Raw genomic sequence first — 15,158 nt, forward strand, 5'->3', positions numbered from 1 at the left:
AATCGCTAGGCCACAGGATGCGGGAAACGAGGTTAACGCTGCGCTTACAAAGTCCGGTCAGCGACATGCGCCAGTATGGGCAGCCCATCAAACGGATCATTGGCCGCCACCGGATGCGCAGCGGTGACGGGTGCCTGCTCCTGTGCCGGCGCAGCGGCTGGCGTGACCGGACGTGAACGCGGCAGCGCCGCAGCCCGGACATAGGTCAGCCAATAGCCGCGCAACAGGCCAAGGAAGAGCGCGAGCCCTGCGGCCAGCACGAAGGCGCCGATCAGGCCGAGTTTCTTCATCGAGCTCCCCTCCATTGGCGGCGAGGCGCGGTCAATCAGACGGACAGCGTCGGCCGCACCAAGGCTGGGCGCACGTCGCGCCGATGCGGTCGCTTCCAAAGCCGCCACCGCTCCGGCAGCTTCTTCAGCAGCGGTGATGTTCTGGGCAAGGCGGGTATAGTCCGGTTCAAGCTGGCGCAGCCGGTTGACCAGATTGCGATTATCCCGTGCCTGAGCTTCCAGGGCCGTCACCAGTGAGGCCTGCGCTTGGGCATTGGCCTCACGGGTCGCCAGTTCTGACTCAAGTGTCTGCCGGACCGGATTGGCGCCGGTCCGGCGCTGGCCCTCGCCTTCGGTTGCGCCTGACTGGATAAAGCTCTCGATCGCCGCGATCTCGCGGTCGACGGCCTGCACCGCCGGCGCCGTCGGCTGATAGCGCGCCAGCAGGCTGGCCCGTTCGGCCCGGCGATCCAGCAGGACGCCCGAGACGCCGTTCTCGACATAGAGTTCGATGCTTTCGGGGATCTGGAACAAGCGTTCTCGCAAGGCCGACGCACCGGCCAGGGCGGAGTCGCGCTCGGCCCGCGCCTGACTGATCCGCTCAGACAGATTGCCGACCAGGTTTTCGGCGGTCAGACGCTCGGCCTCGAAATTCGCCAAATCATGACGACGCAGGAAAGCATCGAGTTCGCCGCGCGCTTGCGACACAGCCGCATCGGCCTGTTCACGCCGCACTTCCAGGCCACTGACGCCGGTCTCGAACAGGACCTGTTCACGATAGGCAAGATAGGCATCAACAATGGTGTTGAGGATCAGCGCAGAGCGCTCGGCCGAAGGCGATTTGAATGCGGCATTGATGGCCGAGGAATTGGGCTCACGCGACAACTCAAAACCGCCGCGCAACTCGCGCAGCGCCACCCCATCAGCATTGAGACCGGCTTGCTCGCCCAGCACGACATCGGCGCCCAGCGTGTCCAGGGCCAGACGGCGTACGGCCTCGGAACTCAGCAATTCGCTTTCCGACTGCATGACCTGGTCGAGCATGAAGGCATCACCGACCCCGGCCGCCGTCGGCGTCGGATTCGAATCGAGCAGGACAAGCAGACGGGTCTCGGCGGTATAGGTCGGCTTCAGCAACATCAGCGACGCCGCCGCGCCAACCGCGAAAACAAGCGCGAAAATCAAGGCGATAAAGCCTTTTTGTGACCAAGCCAGAGCGATCACATCGAACAGGTCCAGCTCCCCCCTCGGGGCGTGAACCGATCCGCTGGCCGCCGGGTGAGCGGGGCCCATATCCTGATATGCGCGCGTCATCGCCCAATAAGACCCCGCACGCGCTTAAAAATTTGTTATCCATGCCGCGTTGAGAATGGCCGCCAACAGCCGACCGGAAAGATATTTCATGAGCGCGATCCGACATGGCCTCTGCGCCGCCGCCCTCCTCCTGGCCCCGCTGGCCCTGAGCGCCTGCGCCGCAACACCGTCCGGCCCGCCCGCCACGGCCAATTGGGGCGAACCGCGCTTTGCCGCCTGGCAGGATACCGATCCCGCCTATCGCTTCTTTCCCGGCGACACGATCGACGTCACCGTCCACTCGGCGCCCGAATTGTCACGCAGCGCCCTGATCGGCCCCGACGGTCGCGTCTCGCTGCCGCTTCTGGGCAATGTCATGGTCGCCGCCAAGACCGATTACGAGATCGCCAACACGCTGGCCGACGCCTATGCCCGCGACATCCTGGTCTCGCCCATCATCGAGGTCCGCCGCGCCGCGCTGGGTCCGCAGAACATCATTGTCGGCGGCGAAGTCAACGCGCCCGGCCTGGTCGAATTGACCGGTCCGGTCGGCGCATTGGAGGCGGTCATGATGGCCGGCGGCTTCCAGAACACGGCCGCCCGCGGCGATGTCGTCGTCCTGCGTCGCCAGCCCGGCGGCGGGTTGATGATGCGCACCGTCAATCTTCACGACGCGCTGCGTGGCCGCTCCGGCGCCGACGCCATCCAGATCCGCCGCCACGACATCATCTTCGTGCCGCGCTCGACCGTGGCAGAGGTCGGCGTCTTCTTCGAGCAATACGTCTCCGGCATCCTGCCGCTGGACCAAGCCTTTTCCTACGCCATCGCCGACGCGATCACCAATGACTGAGCCGTCATTTTCCTGACCCAAACACCAAGACCGCCACGGCGAGCTCGCCTGGCGTTTTGGGCAGAGGGAGTGCGGGATACCGGCCGGAGCCGGTAAGGAGCTGATTTAATTGCGGTAGCTTCGACAAGCATCCCGCACGCGGAGATTTCCCGGGTTGCCTTGCGGCCCCGTATCGAAACCGGCGGGGATCAAAACGGTCATCGTTATGCCGCCTGCCCTGCCGATGGCCGCACCGGGTCTGATGGTGGTCGGCCCCACCAAACCGGATGTGCTCCGCCATCCCCACACCCCCGGATAACCGGTCCGAGCCTCGAGTGGCGCGGGAACGGGAGGATTATGCGATGGGGCGGACGGGGGGCGGATAAGTTTTCCCGAATTTTTACTGCGAGACGCTTTCCCTCTCCCTTGGGAGAGGGCCAGGGTGAGGGGTAAACCCCGGGGAGAGCAGCGCGGAGACAGCACCAAAAACACACAAACGCCCACCATCCTCACGGATCAGCGGGCGTGTTAGTACTGAAGCCGGCAGATGCCCCCATCCGCCGGCTATCATCATGTCAGTCGGTTTCGCCTAGTGGCGCGTCGACAGCCATTCACGGGCGGCGCGCTGGGCGCTGGCCACTTCGAAGGTCGACATCTGATCGGAGATTTCGGCGCGATAGTATTTCGCCGGTTCCGAGCCCATCAGGGCTGCCAGGTTGAACCATTTGTGCGCTTCGACATAGTCGATCTCGCCACCCTGGCCGGTTGAATACAAGATACCAAGCTTGCACAGATCCTCACCCGTCGGGTCAGCAAATGCCGCTTGATGCGCTTGGGCCGTTTCTACGTCCGTGAACGCCATGGGTCTTTCCCCTTACTCTACACTGGCGGGCCCTGTCGTTTTGACCTGTAACCCGCAACCACCATCCAGTCCGAATGCCTTCGAACACGGAGGATAGTGAGCAAAGAGGCTTGCATTAAGGTTAAGGCGAATCAGAAAAAATACGCCTTAAGTCTTTAAAGGCGTTAGACTTTCCTGCCGAGTAGTAAACGCGATATCCACGCATCGGTAAGACTTGTGCGGCTGGCGCGGCGCAGCCGGTCCGGCGTCATGATGCGGATCAGCGTGAGCAGCAAGACGAAGGCAGCCGAACCGAGCGCAAGGATCAGACCCTGACGAACACCCGGCGCCGCAGCCGGTCGCGGCCCTGCCTCGACCAGCGCCTGATAAGCGGTCGCGCCGAGCCATTCCATCACCGCCAGGCTGGCCGGGCCGGCCAGGGCCGACAAGCGCTGCAGCTCCGCCAGCGTATCGGGCGTGTCGACATAAACCATCAGGCGAATGGCCTCAAAGCTCGACGTGGCCGACCGCACGGCGTCGATCTGCTGTAACAAGGTCGCCAGCTCGACCGCGCCGGGTGCGGTGCGAGCGTCGTGCAAATTCTCGATCTGCGGCCGCACCCGCGACGGCGCGGCAAAGCTGACATCCGGGCGCACGCCAGCTTCGACCAGGCGCGCCCTCACGGTTTCGGCGGGCAGCAGGTCCGCAAGCGCACCGGCCAACCAAGCCTCGAAACCGGGATCGAGACGGCCGGCCCGGCGCGCCGCGATCAGGATTTCCGCGCCCGACACCATCGCCCGGCTGCGACCGGGCAATTCGACCATGCCGGCTTCGATCGCCGCCAGCGACAGGGCAAGCGGATCCGCGCCCGCAGGCGGGATGATGGCGCTGTCGCACCCGTCGGGTCGGAGCGATGGTCCCGATCCGGTCCCGGCACAAAGCTGGATCACAAGATCACGCACCCCGCCATAAAGACGGGTATCGCCCGCCTCCGCGGTGACCAGGCCCGGCACGGAGCGCAGCTCGAACTGGCCGCGATGATCGCCACGGAAAAACCCCTCGGCACTGGTCTTGGCAACCGCCCAGGCGAAACGGCGTGCCACGGCCCGTTGGCGGATCGCCTCAGGTGCGAAGATCAAGGCCGGCGGGTCGAGGTCCAGGGCTTCGCCACGCGCCAGTTGAGATTGCCATGCGGCGTCAAGACGGGTCCGCCGCTGCCACGCCGGACCGGCACGCAATTCAGCGTCAAGCGCCCGCGGCCCGGCGGCGCCGGCCAGGCTTTCCAACGCCAGCCGGTCGCGGCCGATCAGATCCGGACCCAACTCCGCCCAGCTGCGGAAACGGTCGATATCAGCGCGTCTCCGCTCATCGCCGCGCAAGGCGTCCTCGAGCCGGGCGTGCCAGATCCAGCGCGCGTCCCGATCTTCCGGCACGGCGGCCGCGACCAGCGCCGACAGACGTGCCGCCTCACCCGGCTGCGGCTCAATATGGGCCGCCAGACCACCGGTCTGGCCCAACCACTGGATCGAGAACCACAAGGCCAGCGCCAGCGACGTGATCAGCCAAAGGGGCTGCAGCCCCTTGAACAGGGTCCGCCAGAGCAGCCAGCCGATCAGACCCGGAAGGCCCGCTTCCCAAGGCGACTGGGTCTCGGCCCGCCAGCGATCCACGCGCTCGCGGCGCACCGCCTCGCCGCGGGTCAAGCCCGCCCGCTGCCAAGCATCGGCGCCCGGCGTCCGCATCTCTCCAGCATCGACGGTCTCCGTCATGATGCCCCCCTGTTCCCATGCCCAGTTATGCCGCCCTGCCGTGACCGTGCAAGGGCTTGCACCTGAGGCGCGAGGAGGCCGGTGCAGGACGGTACTGGATGAAAGGGAGATTGCCTGTCGCTTTTGCGCGTCCTATTTCCAACAGGTCGCCTTCAGGAGCCGATAATGCCGTCTGACACCCTCTCCCGCTTCCCGCCCGTCTCGATGCGCCTGGCGCAGACCGACAAGGTCCGCTTCGCCGCCGAGCTGGGCCGCAGTTTCCGGGAATACGGTTTTGCGGCGATCTCCGATCACGGCCTCGACACCGATCTGATCAAGGCAGCCTACGACAAGGCTGCAGACTTCTTTGCCCTGCCCGAAGCGACCAAGATGAAATATCTCGTCGAGGGCGGCGGTGGTGCGCGCGGCTACACGCCTTTCGGCAAGGAGATCGCCAAGGATGCCAAACATGTCGATCTGAAGGAATTCTGGCATGTCGGTCGCGACCTGCCGGCTGGCCACAAATATGAAGCCGACATGGCGCCCAATCTGGTGCCGGTGGAAATCGACGGCTGGCGCGAGACCGTGCACGCCCTCTATGACGCCTTCGACCAACTCGGTGTGCAGGTATTGCGGGCCATTGCGCTGGATCTGGGCCTTGAAGAGACCTTCTTCGACGACACGGTGAAGGACGGCAATTCGGTGATGCGCCTGTTGCATTACCCGCCGGTGACCGGCGATCCGGGCGGCTCGATCCGGGCTGAGGCGCATGGCGACATCAACACCATCACCCTGCTGCTGGGCGCCGAGGAGCCGGGCCTGCAGGTCAAGGCTCGCACCGGAGAGTGGATCGACATGAACCCGCCGCCCGGCTGCCTGGTCGTCAATATGGGCGACATGCTGGCCCGCTCGACCAATGACATCCTGCCCTCGACCCAGCACCGGGTGATCAATCCGGCCGGCGCCCGCACTGGTTTCTCACGCTACTCCCTGCCGTTTTTCCTGCACTATCGTCCCGACTACATGATCGAGACGCTGCCGGGCTGTGCCGGGCCGGACAATCCGGACAAATATCCGCAAGCAATGCGGGCCAATGATTATCTCAACCAGCGCCTTCGCGAGATCGGGTTGTTGAAGTAGCGCTGTTGCACTTGCTATTCAGCAGGCGGCGCTTCGAGTGGTGGACCGATCAATTCAGCCTCGATGCTCACCGTGACCCTGTCCGCCACACCGAATGACGAGCCTTCTGCCGGAATTCCATAGGCAAGGCCGAAATCGGATCGGTTGAACTCGGCCGTGGCGGAAAACCCGATCCGGGCCTGCGGATCATAAACTGCCATGCCGGCATAGCCGCCATTATAGGTCACCTGCAGCGTGATCGTCCGCTCGAAGCCCATCATCGAAAGCGTACCGGTCACGTCCGCGCTGTCCGGCCCGGTCAGTTCCACGCTGTGCGACACGAAGCCGATCGCGGGGAAATTCTCGACATCAAGCCATTGCGGGCCGGTCAGGATGGCATCGAAATCGACATCCTCACCGGGATAATGCGTATCCAGGGATGACGGGTCTATCCGGGCCGACACGGACATGGTCTCAGGTGCGGCCGGATCGAAGTCCAGCTGCATGTCGAACCGGGTGAAACGAACCGGGTAGCGCGAATAGCCCATGTGACCGGCATGCAGGATCACGCTGCCATGGGCCGGGTCGAGCGTGTATTCGCCAGCTGGCGGCGGCGTCATGGGTGGCGCCTGGATGTCCTGGGCCGCGCCCGCGGCAGTAAGGGCAACCGCGAACGCACCGGCGACCAGCGGAATTCGAACGATCATCCTTTTTTCTCCCCAAGAGGCGTCGCTTCCAGATAACGGTCCACAGACAGGGTGAGCGCGTGGGTCATGACGTGGTCTCCGCCTCGAAATGCAAAGCGAGGTTTTCGATCAGCGCGCCCCAGCCCTCACGATAGCCTGCGAAGATCTCCGAGTTCGTTTCGCCGACGATCTGCAACGTCAGGCGCAGGCGGGTGCCGCCATTGTCGGCACACATCTCGACCGTGACCAGCGCCGAGGCCAGATGCGTGCCGGCCTTGGAGACGGTTTCGGACATGATGATGCGATGATCCGGCACGATATCCTGATAGTGGACGATGGCCTGGTAGGCATCGCTTTCATCATCCGCCCAGCAACGGCTGACGTCCCTGCCGCCAACCCGGAAATCCGCCCTGTCATAGACGAGGTGAAGATGGGCCGCCGGCTTTTGCCAGAGCGCACGCCCCTCGACATCCTCCCAAGCCGCAAAGACCCGCGACACCGATACCTCATATTCACGCTCGAGCGAGAAACTTTCATGCGCCATCCAGCCGGTCATTGGGCACCTGCCTTCATTGTCGCGACATGCGCGGCCAGCTGATCGATCACGGTGCCCCAGCCATCGTGGAAGCCCATGGCCTCATGGCGCTTGCGGGACGCGGCGTCCGGGTGCAGCACCGTGGCACTATAATGCGTTCCCGTACCGTCAGGCTTGAACTCGATACCGGCGGTCATATGCAAGCCGCTGCCTCCGGCATCGCCGGCCGGTCGGAAGCCAGGCCGCAAAGCGCTGGTCCAGGCGATCCAGGCCCTCGGTTCGATCGCGAGAAAAATGCCTGCATTATCGTGCCGGTCGCCTTCAGGCGACTGCATGACCGTGCGGAAAATGCCGCCGGGACGCAGATCCATTTCAACCTCCGGGGTCGACCAGGGCTGCGGACACCACCACTGTTTCAATCGCTCGGGATCGGTCCAGGCGGACCAGACCAGTTCGACGGGCGCATCGATGCGGCGTTCGATCATCAGATCGGTTTCGGGATTGAACGCGGCCCAGTCACGCTTGTGGGTCATCGGGATTTTCCTTTTCAGCCATGTCCTTGAGATAAGCGTCGAGGCGGTTCAGCCGCCCTTCCCACAGCGCCCTTTGTTCCGCGAGCCAGTCCTGCGCCTCACCCAGGCGGGCGGCGTCCAGGCGGCAGGTGCGGACCCGTCCGGTCTTGTGGGATTTCAATAGCCCGCCCTGCTCAAGCACCTTGATGTGCTGCATCAGCGAGGGAAGCGCCATGTCAAAGGGTTTGGCGAGTTCGGACACGCTGGCCGAACCCTGCACGAGCCGGGCGATGATGGCCCGGCGCGTCGGATCAGCGAGCGCGTGGAAGGTCTGGTCGAGCGGGTCTTGAAAGTTAGGCATGCGCCTAGGTATTAGGCGCCCGGCCTGCGGTCAAGCAAAAACTTAGAAATATACCTAACCAATTTTCCGCCCGCCCCGGCACAGAACCCGCCCTGACACAGAAAAAGGGGTGCAGCCCCATGTCTGCACCCCCGAAGTCTGATAGCGCCCTCCGGTGATCGGGCTGTGCCCCGCCACCGTTCGGCAATGCGAATATCTTCAGGTTGTATTACCAAACCGCTAAGCGCGTCCCGAGCTGAACACTTTGTAATGCAACAAGAATGCATGACCACCATACACGCTCCGGTGGGTAGCAACCGGCAGCATCACCAATTTCGATGGCTGCCAGAAAATCAATCGATTGTACCAACGCGTGGTCCCGGCGCATCCTGCTGATGTGGAAGATGGCGGGTTGTGATCGACATCGAGCGCACCGGCCCTGCCACCAGCCAACTGGATGGCCGCGCGGCGCAAGCCTCGCGGCCACTTTTTTGGCGTGCCTACTCGGACGTGGTGGTCGCCGGCTTGGGCTTTTTCATTCCGGCCGGCATGTCGCGGACATGGATGTCGATCTGCGGATAAGGGAATTCGACCTCATTCTCATGGAAAGCCTCCCAGATTGCCAGATAGACATCACTGCGGACATTGGAGAGGCCGTTCTCCGGGTCTGATATCCAGAAACGCAGGTCGAAATTGACCGAGCTGTCGCCGTATTCCATCAGATTGCAGACCGGCTCCTTGTCGGACACGACCCGCTTGACCGTCATCGCCGCCTCGATCGCGATCCTCTGCACCCGGGCCAGGTCGCGCGTGTCGTAGGAGACACCAAACGGTGCATGCTGGCGCACCACGCGGTCGGACTTCGACCAGTTGATGACGCCATTGGCGATGAAATGCTCGTTCGGAATGAGGTGCTCGGTGCCGTCACGGGTGCGCAGCGAGACATAACGCGACTCCATCCCGGTCACCCAGCCGAACTGGCCATCGACCTCCAGCGCGTCGCCGGGCTTGATGGACTTGTCGGCCAGCAAGGTGAAGCCGGCGGCAAAATTGGCGACGGTCTTCTGCAGGCCCAGACCGACGCCGATACCGACGGCGCCCGAAAAGATCGCCAGCGTGGCGAGGTTGAAACCCGTCAACTGCAGCGCGATCAACAGCGCCACGACCGGCAGGGCGAAGCCGAGCACCTTGGCAATCAGCGCCCGCAGGGCCGGCGAGATTTCCTCCGCCCTTTGCAGCTGGGCATTGACCGTGCGACCGGCCAGCGACGCGAGCCAGAACAGCACACCGAAATAAATCAGGGTGCGCAGGATATCGAACAGGGACAGGTCCACCGGCTGACCGTCCTCGGTCTCACCCAGGGGAATGGCCAATGCCTGCAACTGCATCACCACATCGTCGAGCAGGCCGAACACGTCCAGCGCCGCCACCGGCCAGGCGACATAGAAGGCGACCTTGGACCAGAAGCGCGACCGGATGATCAGGGTCACCGCCCGGATCACCAGCCAGGCCGTCATCAGGCTCATGGCGGCGTCGATGAGGCCGAAAGGCCGGTCGAGCGCGCCGAGCACGATGCGGATGATCGCCAGTACCGAAACCAGGGCCAGTGGCGTCGCCAGTGAGATCGCGGCCGTCACCAGCCGCCGGGCCAAACCGGTCCGGATGCGGCTATGGGTAAGCTCTTCCACCACATGGCGCAGGCGCGGACCAAAAATGAGCGCTGGAATGAAGGCCGCAAGGACCAGCCCCATCTGAAGGGCAACATCAAGATTGAGCAGGCTGGCGACAAACCAGTCCCAAAGTTCACGCACCCGCCCTTCCAGCACTTCCATCGGCAAAAGTTCGCCCAGCGCGCTGTCATCCTGCGGTGTGGTCATCTGGTGCTCTCCCCCTTGATTTCAGAGAGATAGCATTATTGCGGGGATGCGGGCGAGTCTCTTGCGCCAGCTCGCTCCCATCACCACGCGGCGCGCGCTACAGCAAAGCCCGATGGCGGTCACGACGGTTTGGAGCGCCAACAATTTCTGGCCTGTTTCATGTTCCCACCATCCTTGCCGACCGGGCGCAGCAAGGACGACGCCAAAAAATGGGGGCGCCGGAGCGCCCCCAGTTGCACGCCCTCACGGGCCGCGCCACCAGAAAGATGTTTGTTGTTGCGCCGCTGCCTAGCGGAAATAGCCCAGGATCGTCGCCGGTGCGGAATTGGCGATCGAGAGCGCCTGGACACCGAGTTGTTGCTTGACCTGGAGGGATTGGAGATTGGCGCTTTCCTTGGCCAGATCGGCATCGACGAGATTGCCGATCCCCTTTTCCAGCGCATCGGAGAGCTTGCCGACGAAAGCCTTGTGAACGCCCAGCGATTTCGAGCCAGTGCCGAGACGGGCGAGCGAGGCGTTGAGATTGTCCAGCGAGGCCTCGATCGTCGCCACCAGCGTGCCGGCATCACCGGCCGAGGCGAAGGAGGCGGTCGCCGACAGGGTGACCACCGCGCCGCCCAGCGACAGGTCCTCGGCGCCGATGGTCAGGGTCGAGGAGCCATCAGCATTGGCCAGGGCTGAAATCTGCGTCATCGAGCCATTGATAAGATTGGTGCCATTGAACTCGGCCGTCTCGACAATCTTGCCGATCTGGTCGCGCAGCGCCTTGAAGTCCTCGTTCAGGGCATCGCGCGACGCTTGGTCAAGCGAGTTGTCGGAGCCGGCCAGCGCCTTTTCCTTCATCTCGACGAGCAGGTCGGAAATCGCTTCGCCGCCGGCCAGGGCGACATCGACAGTCGAGGCTGACAGGTCGAGCGACTGGGCCACGGCGGAGTAGCCGCGCACATCGGCGCGCATCGATTGGGCAATGGCGTAAACGCCGCCATTATCCTTGGCCGAGCCGACAGCCAGTCCGGTATTGATCCGGGCCTGGACGGTTTCCAGGTCACGATTGGTCTGATTGAGACTTTGCAGGGCCACCATGGCACCCGCATTGGTGTTGATCGTCGCCATTTCTTGGCTCCCCACGCTTCTGCATATCCACCACCGGATCCGGCCTGGCCAACCTGTTTTCGGTCGGTCTCGATGGCCGTTCGGTACGATAAAGCTACTGCTGACTCATAAAATATTCGCTAACGGCGCATCCGCATTGCCCTTGCTGGCAAGGAAATTTCGGAATTTCCCGCACGTATTCAGGGTGTTGAATAGGCGTATTCAGACCGGGTTCCAGTCGATTTTCTCTCCGATACGGACCACCTGCCGCGCGGATCCGACCTGTCTATCGTCCCCCGCCGCACCACGGCCTGGAAGGAAAAATCCTGATGTAAGTAACTATTCACTTGCATCTCCCAAAACCCTTCGCTATACAGCATGTAAATGATCATTCACTTACAGCCCTGAGGGGGATGGGACATGACCGGGATGCTGCGAGACGGCCTGTTTGATGGCTCCAATCCGAATGTCGGTGTGACGGCCAAGACCGGCACCACCAAGGCGCGGATCGAGCGCGCCGCGCTGCAATTGTTTGCCAGCCACGGCATGGATGGCGTCTCGATCAAGCAGATCGCCGAGGCCTGCACGATTTCCGATGGCGCCATGTATCGCCATTTCAAGTCCAAGGACGCGCTGGCCCGCCTGATGTTCGAGGCGATCCACAAGAAGCTGTTGGACATGGTGGCCAGCCATTTGACGCCGGAGGCCTCGCTGGAGGACATTTCGCGCGCCCTGGTCACCGCCTATTGCAATCTGGCCGACGAGGACCCGGCGCAATTCACCTACCACCTCACCCATCGCAACTACTTCATCGCCGCCTCCGGAGATGGCGGCGCCGACCCGTCGGACCTGATGACCGATTGCATCGCTCAGGCGATGGAACGTGGCGAAATCCCCAAGGGCGATCCGGAATTGCGCTCGGCGATGGCGCTGGGCGTGGTGATGCAGGCGGCCGAGTACAGTCTTTACGGCCGGATCGACCGCCCGCTCTCCCAGCATATCGACCAGTTCACCCGCGGCATCATGGCCGTGCTGCGCTCGTAAGCGCCCTCACCCCTTAATCCAGAGAAAGACAGGACACACGTCATGCGCTCTTTCATCTTCAATATCGCCTACTGGTCCCTCTCCGGCGTCTACGCCATCGTCTGCGCCATCCTGGCGCTGATCCCGGGCCGCACCGTGCTGATGCACGGGCTGCGCAGCTATGCCCGCGCCACGCTGATCCTGATGCGCGTGGTGTGCGGCATCAAAATCGAGGTGCGCGGCACCCCGCCCAAAGACCAGCCGGTGGTAATCGGCGCCAAGCACCAGTCCTGGGGCGATGGCATTGTGATGATGGCCAAGTGCGGCGATGTGAATTTCGTCTGCGGTGACCACATGCTGAAATTCCCGCTGATCGGCTGGGTGTTGAAGCGCTGCGGCGCCATCATCCTGTCCAACCAGGGTGGCCCGGCAGCGCGCGACAGCCTGATGGCCGGCATTGTCCGCTCGCAGGGCGAAGGTCGCCCGCGCCCGGTCCTGATCTATCCGGAAGGCCATCTGACCGAGGTCGGCAGCGGGATGCGCTTTCGCTCTGGCGTCTGGCACATGGCCCGAGCGCTGGATCGCCCGATCATTCCGGTTGCGACCAATCTGGGCCAGTGCTGGCCGCAACAGGCCTGGACCAAATACAAGGGCACGGCCGTGATCGAGTTTCTCGACCCGATCCGGCCCGGCGAGGACCGCGATGCCGACCTGGCGACGCTGCAGGAGCGCGTCGAGACCCGTTCGCGCGCACTTGAAGCCGAATTTGCCACGTCCGGCAAAGCATCGCACGGTGAAACCCGCCCAATGACAGGCACGGCCCGGATCTGCGCGTAAGCCGCAGACCGGCGCCATGATCCGGGGAGGATCTGATGCGTTCGCTTGTCTTCAACCTCTTGTTCTGGCCCGTGCTGGTCGTGTTTGCCCTGATCGCCTGGCCGGTCGCCTTCACGCCCTGGTCGCGTGGCCTCAAGGCGATCATGCGAACCGCCTGCCGGACGGTGCGCGCCCTGATGAAATGGGTGCTCGGCGCGCCGGTCGAGGTGCGCGGTCCGGTGCCGACGGGACGCCCGGTCATCATCGCCGCCAAACACCAGTCCTGGGCCGATGGTTTCCTGATGATGGCGGTGATGGGCGACATCAATTTCGTGATCGGCAATGAGATCAGCAAATTCCCGCTGATCGGCCGCATCGTGCGGGCGTCCGGCGCGACCATGGTCAATTCGCCCGGCCTGACCGGCGCCCAGGGCGCGCTGGCAGACGCCATCAAGCGCGCCGCCGACGATCCGCGCCCGCTGCTGATCTATCCGGAAGGCCGCCTGCCGGAAGTCGGCGAGAGCTATCGCTACCGCAAGGGTGTGCACCTGATGTACGAGACGCTGGGCCGCCATGTCGTGCCGGTCGCCACCAATACCGGGCTGCGCTGGCCGCAGAACCGCTGGCGAAAACATCCCGGCCCGGCGGTCATCGAATTCCTCGGCGACATCCCGCCCGGCCTGCCGCGCGATGATTTCCTGCCCCGCCTCAAAATGACGATTGAAACCCGCACCCGCGCCCTCGAAGCCGAGGGTCAGGCCGACAAGGAGGCCCGCTCATGAGTGCCAAGATCGCCGCCCAGCTGGTCAGCCAGCGCCGTTTCCTGCCGCTTCTGCTCGCCCAGTCGCTCGGCGCCTTCAACGATAATTTCTTCCGTTATTCCCTGGTCACCCTGGTGACCTTTGGCGGGCTGACCCTGTTCGATCTCGAACGCGACATGATGGTGCCGATCGCGGCCTCTCTTTTCACCCTGCCGATCTTCCTCTTCTCGGCCATTGCCGGGCGGATGGCCGACAAGTTCGACCGCACCCGCATCATGCGCTTTGCCAAATTCGCCGAGATCTGGCTGATGCTGATCGTCGCCCTCGCCTTCTTCTTGGAACAGCCGCTTTTGCTGATGGTCGCGCTCTTCCTGATGGGGACGCAGTCCGCCTTCTTCACCCCGGCCAAGAATTCCGCCCTGCCGACCCTGCTGACGCCGGGCGAGCTGGTGCCAGCCAATGCCATGCTGTCCGGCCTCCTCAATGTCTCGGTCCTGGTCGGGATCGGCTTAGGCACCTGGCTGGTCATGCGACCCTTCGGCCCGGAACTGGTCGGGCTGGGCCTGGTCGGCATGGCGGTGCTGGGCTGGCTGGCGATCCGCCGCCTGCCGTCGGCCGCCGCCTCGCAGCCGGACATGCCGCTGAGCCTCAATTTCATCGGCGAGACATTTCGCGTCCTGTCCTATGCCTTCAAGGCGCCGGAGGTGCTGCGGCCACTCCTCGGCGCCGCCTGGTTCTGGATGCTGGCGGCCTCGATCATCACCCTGATGCCGGTCTTCACCGCCGCCATCCTCGGCGCCGATGAAAGCGTGGTCCTGTTGTTCAGCGCCCTGTTCACCATCGGCGCGGCGCTGGGAGCGCTGTTGTGCGGCGCCCTGTCCGGCGAAGGTGACGCCCTGCCCTTTTCCGTCATCGGCGCCATCGGACTGGTTGTCTTCACGGTCGATGTCGCGGCGATCACCTGGTCCAACCCGATCGTGCCGGAAGGCGCCGCCCTGATCGCGGCCAATGCCTTCCTGGCCGACAAGAGTAATTGGCGCATCCTGGCGGATCTCGGTCTGGCGGCAATCTCGGCCGGCCTGTTCGTGGTGCCGTTGCAGGCGATGGCGCAGCGGCGGGCACCGGCGGAGCTGCGTGGCCGATTGCTGGCCGCAGGCGGCATCATGAATGCCGCCACGGCGACGCTGGGCCAGTTCACCCTGGCCGGGATCGTGCTGCTGCAACTGCCGATCCAGATGGCTTTCCTGATGATTGCCTTCATCTCGGCACTGGCGGTGACCTTCATCTTCTGGCGCCTCAATCTGCGCCGCGGCGCGAAGGTGTGAGCGCTGTTGCCTGAGGCCTGATCGCATCGGCCAGCCGGGAATGCGCCTCCCGGCTGGCCGAAACGATAGCCAAAGGCCGCGGTCCGCGCTAA

The 15,158-nt window shown here is 63.8% G+C and carries 15 protein-coding genes; 6 read left to right on the forward strand and 9 right to left on the reverse strand.

Going from position 1 to position 15,158, the window contains the following annotated elements:
- Window positions 1-44: 44 nt before the first annotated feature.
- Window positions 45-1,583, reverse strand: coding sequence for a GumC family protein (locus tag C7435_RS12910; RefSeq protein ID WP_121212014.1), 1,539 nt, complete (start codon window positions 1,581-1,583; stop codon window positions 45-47).
- Window positions 1,584-1,671: 88 nt separating this feature from the next.
- On the opposite strand from C7435_RS12910, the gene C7435_RS12915 reads away from it, so the two are divergent.
- Window positions 1,672-2,412: a polysaccharide biosynthesis/export family protein gene (locus C7435_RS12915; protein ID WP_121212154.1), complete on the forward strand. Its 741-nt coding sequence runs from the start codon at window positions 1,672-1,674 to the stop codon at window positions 2,410-2,412.
- Window positions 2,413-2,980: 568 nt separating this feature from the next.
- Here the strand turns inward: C7435_RS12915 and C7435_RS12920 are convergent.
- Together C7435_RS12920 and C7435_RS12925 are read right to left on the reverse strand one after the other, a co-directional pair.
- Window positions 2,981-3,253, reverse strand: a complete 273-nt coding sequence (locus C7435_RS12920) for an SEL1-like repeat protein (protein WP_075189695.1) — start codon at window positions 3,251-3,253, stop codon at window positions 2,981-2,983.
- A 164-nt stretch (window positions 3,254-3,417) separates the two neighbouring features.
- Entirely contained in the window at window positions 3,418-5,001 is a 1,584-nt protein-coding gene (locus tag C7435_RS12925) for a hypothetical protein (RefSeq protein WP_121212015.1), read from the reverse strand.
- 165 nt (window positions 5,002-5,166) lie between these two features.
- Here C7435_RS12925 and C7435_RS12930 point away from each other — a divergent pair, with 165 nt between their 5' ends.
- The gene (locus C7435_RS12930; RefSeq protein ID WP_075189693.1) at window positions 5,167-6,120 is read left to right on the forward strand and encodes an isopenicillin N synthase family dioxygenase; all 954 of its coding nucleotides are present in this window, start codon (window positions 5,167-5,169) and stop codon (window positions 6,118-6,120) included.
- A 14-nt stretch (window positions 6,121-6,134) separates the two neighbouring features.
- Here the strand turns inward: C7435_RS12930 and C7435_RS12935 are convergent, their stop codons facing one another.
- The 6 genes from C7435_RS12935 to C7435_RS12960 form a co-directional block, all read right to left on the reverse strand.
- On the reverse strand, window positions 6,135-6,806 hold the full coding sequence (locus C7435_RS12935) for a YceI family protein (RefSeq protein ID WP_121212016.1): 672 nt from the start codon (window positions 6,804-6,806) through the stop codon (window positions 6,135-6,137).
- Window positions 6,807-6,870: 64 nt separating this feature from the next.
- Entirely contained in the window at window positions 6,871-7,341 is a 471-nt protein-coding gene (locus tag C7435_RS12940; protein ID WP_075189691.1) for an SRPBCC domain-containing protein, read from the reverse strand.
- A complete protein-coding gene (locus C7435_RS12945) occupies window positions 7,338-7,853 on the reverse strand; it encodes an SRPBCC family protein (RefSeq protein WP_121212017.1) in 516 nt (171 codons plus the stop codon). Before C7435_RS12945 ends, C7435_RS12940 begins: the two co-directional genes overlap by 4 nt.
- Window positions 7,837-8,193 (reverse strand): ArsR/SmtB family transcription factor, encoded by a 357-nt coding sequence (locus C7435_RS12950; RefSeq protein WP_121212018.1) that lies wholly within the window; start codon window positions 8,191-8,193, stop codon window positions 7,837-7,839. The genes C7435_RS12945 and C7435_RS12950 overlap by 17 nt, the downstream gene beginning before the upstream one ends.
- 479 nt (window positions 8,194-8,672) lie before the next feature.
- A complete protein-coding gene (locus tag C7435_RS12955) occupies window positions 8,673-10,049 on the reverse strand; it encodes a mechanosensitive ion channel family protein (RefSeq protein ID WP_121212019.1) in 1,377 nt (458 codons plus the stop codon).
- A 288-nt stretch (window positions 10,050-10,337) separates the two neighbouring features.
- A complete protein-coding gene (locus C7435_RS12960) occupies window positions 10,338-11,162 on the reverse strand; it encodes a flagellin (RefSeq protein ID WP_075189687.1) in 825 nt (274 codons plus the stop codon).
- 399 nt (window positions 11,163-11,561) lie between these two features.
- On the opposite strand from C7435_RS12960, the gene C7435_RS12965 reads away from it, so the two are divergent.
- The 4 genes from C7435_RS12965 to C7435_RS12980 are packed head-to-tail and all read left to right on the forward strand — an operon-like array spanning window position 11,562 to window position 15,066.
- Complete coding sequence (locus tag C7435_RS12965; protein WP_121212020.1) at window positions 11,562-12,185, forward strand: TetR/AcrR family transcriptional regulator; 624 nt, start codon at window positions 11,562-11,564, stop codon at window positions 12,183-12,185.
- A 42-nt stretch (window positions 12,186-12,227) separates the two neighbouring features.
- A complete protein-coding gene (locus tag C7435_RS12970) occupies window positions 12,228-13,001 on the forward strand; it encodes a lysophospholipid acyltransferase family protein (RefSeq protein ID WP_233350774.1) in 774 nt (257 codons plus the stop codon).
- A gap of 35 nt (window positions 13,002-13,036) precedes the next feature.
- Complete coding sequence (locus tag C7435_RS12975; protein ID WP_121212021.1) at window positions 13,037-13,762, forward strand: lysophospholipid acyltransferase family protein; 726 nt, start codon at window positions 13,037-13,039, stop codon at window positions 13,760-13,762.
- Complete coding sequence (locus tag C7435_RS12980) at window positions 13,759-15,066, forward strand: MFS transporter (protein WP_121212022.1); 1,308 nt, start codon at window positions 13,759-13,761, stop codon at window positions 15,064-15,066. Before C7435_RS12975 ends, C7435_RS12980 begins: the two co-directional genes overlap by 4 nt.
- Window positions 15,067-15,158 lie beyond the last annotated feature (92 nt).

It is taken from the genome of Maricaulis maris (assembly GCF_003634045.1).
GTDB classification, from domain to species: domain Bacteria; phylum Pseudomonadota; class Alphaproteobacteria; order Caulobacterales; family Maricaulaceae; genus Maricaulis; species Maricaulis maris.